This window comes from Streptomyces alkaliphilus, assembly GCF_014141535.1.
Taxonomy (GTDB): Bacteria; Actinomycetota; Actinomycetes; order Streptomycetales; family Streptomycetaceae; genus Streptomyces; species Streptomyces alkaliphilus.
On record NZ_VKHT01000656.1, the window covers coordinates 1 to 2986 of the forward strand.

Below are 2986 nucleotides of genomic sequence, written 5' to 3' on the forward strand. Positions count from 1 at the left end.
GTCGGGGGCGGGAACGGTTCCGTCATGGGTTCACTACTACCGCCCCGCGCCCCGTGCCGCCGGCGGATTCCGGGACGCGGCGCGCGACGGGGGCGGGGGTCTCCGCGAAGGTTCTCCCCGAAGCCACTCGATCAAGCCAACCGCCCTGTGGAACAGGGCAATTCGCTTTTCCGACAGGGTGCCCACCGGTAGGATCCGGGGCCTGGATGATCTTGTGTGCGTCCCCCGTGACGGCCCCGGGGGGCGGGCCGGGCCCTCCCCGTGAGCGGCCCGGTGACGGAGTGGCGCGGGGAAGAACGGACTTCACGGTGACGGTGGAAGGTGCCCCCACCGGGTGGCACGTCGGAGCGGCGGCGCGGGCCCGACGGGTGACGGAATCCCGGACGTTCTCCGGAGTGGTCTGCGGACTCATCCTCTTCAACGCGGTCCTGCTGGGTGCCGAGACCTACCTCTCCCCCGGCGAGACCACCGGTCCGCTCCCCCGTCTGGAGGCCCTCCTGCTGGCCGCCTTCACGGTGGAGATCGTGCTGCGGGCGGTGGCGTGCGCCGATCGGCCCCGGGAGTTCTTCCGCGACCCGTGGAACGTCTTCGACCTGGCCGTGGTGGTGCTCACCCATCTGCCGGTGACGCAGGGCAACGCGACCATCCTGCGCCTGCTTCGCCTGCTGCGGGTGGCCCGGGTGGCCCGCATGATGCCGCAGATCCGGGTCATCGTCACCACCGTGGGCAGGAGCCTGCCCGGCATGCTGGGGTTCCTCGCCCTCGGGGTCCTGATCCTGTACGTGTACGGCATGGTCGGCTGGCAGGTCTTCGCCGTCCATGACCCCGAGCGGTTCGGCACCCTGGACCGTGCCGTGATCACCCTGTTCCTGCTCGCCACCTTCGACGGCATCGGCGCGGCGGTGCGCGACGGTCTGGAGATCTCCCACTGGACGCTGCTGTACTACGGCTCGTATGTGCTCTTCGCCGGGCTGATGTTGATCAACCTCCTCATCGGTGTGGTGGTGGGCTCGATGGACGAGGCCCGGGAGGCCGAGCGACGCAGGCTTCTCGATCGGGAGCCGGGGGCGGCGCCGCCCGATCGGGAGGAGAACGACCGTCTCCTGCGGGAGAACGTGGAGCTGCTGCGGCGCACCCTGGAGGAGATGGAGAAGCGACTGGCCGGGAGGTCCGGTTCCCCCGCCCGGGAGATCGACCGTCCCGGTGCGGGCGGCGCGCTCCCTCCGGGTCCGCCCGCCCCGAACGGTGCTCCCCCGCCGGGAGGCGTCGCTCCCCCGGCGGAAGTCGACGCTCCGGCGCGGGGTGCCGGGGCGCGGCTCCTCACCCCCGGTGTCCCCGGGCGGCGGTGAGCTCCCCGGGTGACGGGACGCGTGCCGGGAACCCGTCCACGCCGGCCGGCGTGGACGGGTTCCCGGAGGTGTCCACCCGGGCCCTGCCCGGTGACGTGCCGGTGGTCGACCACGGGGCAGGACGGACGAGGCGTGCGCCGGTGACCCGGTGGTGCCGGCCGAGGCCCTCCGGGATGCCGAGCGACGGCAGGCGGAACGGATCCGGACCGGGGTCACGCTCCGCGAGCAGGTGGGGTTCGACGCCCCCTCACCGTGCGACGCGCGACCCCCGCGTCGACCTTCCGGGAACACCTGCGGTCGGTGGGGGCGCCATCGAGGAGTGAGGGGCCCGCCCGGCCCCCGCTCCGGGCGGGCCGGGGGCCGGGTACGGGGATGTCAGCCCGTTTTCTCCCGTCTGCCCCTGTGGAGCCCGATCTCGTGCGCGGTGACCGCGATCAGCGTCACCGCCACCAGGGGCAGCACGAACCACGCCATCACGGTGGTGAAGCCCTCCAGCGCGTCGTGTTGCGTGGCCGCCAGGACGACGAAGGCCGTGTAGGCGGCGTAGAGGGCCAGGAACAGCCCGCCCTCCCAGCGGGCGACCACGAAGCCGGTGAAGGCGATCGGCAGCAGCGCGACGGCGGCGGCGAGCATGAGCGGGATGTCCAACGCGACCGCCGCGTCCGGCACCGGCAGGCCGTCGGCCGAGAGGATGGCGGGCAACCCCAGTACCAGGCCGATGTTGGCGATGTTGCTGCCGACCACGTTGCCCACCGCCAGGTCCCGTTCCCCGCGCCGCACCGCGATGACGGAGACGGCGAGTTCGGGCAGCGAGGTGCCGACCGCGACCACGGTCAGGCCCACGACCAGGCTGCTGACGCCGAAGGCGGTGGCGGTGTTCACCGCGCCCTCGACCAGGACCGTCGCCCCGGCCACCAACAGGGCCACGCCGATCACCACGAGGAGCAGCGACTTGGGCACCGAGACGCTCGGCATCTCCTCCGACGCCGCGGCGGGCTCCGGGCCCACCCCGGCGGTGCCGCCGGGGTCGCCCTCCCGGGTTCCGGCGCCGGTTCCCGGCCCCGCGGTCCCGTCGCCCCCCGGCCGGTCGGCGGCGCGCTCCGCGACCGCCTCCCGCCTGCTGACGAGGACGGTCATCACCGTGTAGCCGATCAGGACGGCCAGGAGGATGATTCCGTCGACGAGGCCGATGCCACCGTCCAGGGACATCACCAGCAGCATGACCGACAGCAGCACCATGATCGGCAGGTCCAGGCGCACCAGTCGCTGTTTGACCAGCAGCGGCAGCACCAGGGCGGAGATGCCGAGGATCAGCAGCACGTTGGCGATGTTGCTGCCGACCACGTTGCCCACCGCCAGGCCGGGTTCGTCACGCATGACCGCGCCGACCGTGACCGCGAGTTCGGGGGTCGAGGTGGCGGTGGAGACCACCGTGAGACCGACCACGAGCGAGGAGATGCCGACCCGCGCGGCCAGGCTCGAAGCCCCCCGGACCAGCACCTCGCCACCCACCGTGAGCAGGACGAGTCCGACGATGATGCGTCCCACATCGAGAAGATCCATTGCCGCAGTCTATGGATCACCGGGCCGCCCGCGCGGGCGGTTCACCAACCCCCTCGGCACCCCCGCCTCCGGAC

Annotated in this window: 2 protein-coding genes; one reads left to right on the top strand and one right to left on the bottom strand. The window is 72.7% G+C overall.

Features of this window, described 5'->3' with window-relative positions:
* Positions 1–308: 308 nt before the first annotated feature.
* Entirely contained in the window at positions 309–1349 is a 1041-nt protein-coding gene (locus FNQ90_RS18060) for an ion transporter (RefSeq protein ID WP_323380040.1), read from the top strand.
* A gap of 375 nt (positions 1350–1724) precedes the next feature.
* Here FNQ90_RS18060 and FNQ90_RS18065 read toward each other — a convergent pair whose 3' ends face one another.
* A complete protein-coding gene (locus tag FNQ90_RS18065) occupies positions 1725–2912 on the bottom strand; it encodes a calcium/sodium antiporter (RefSeq protein ID WP_182607332.1) in 1188 nt (395 codons plus the stop codon).
* Between the last annotated feature and the right edge of the window lie 74 nt (positions 2913–2986).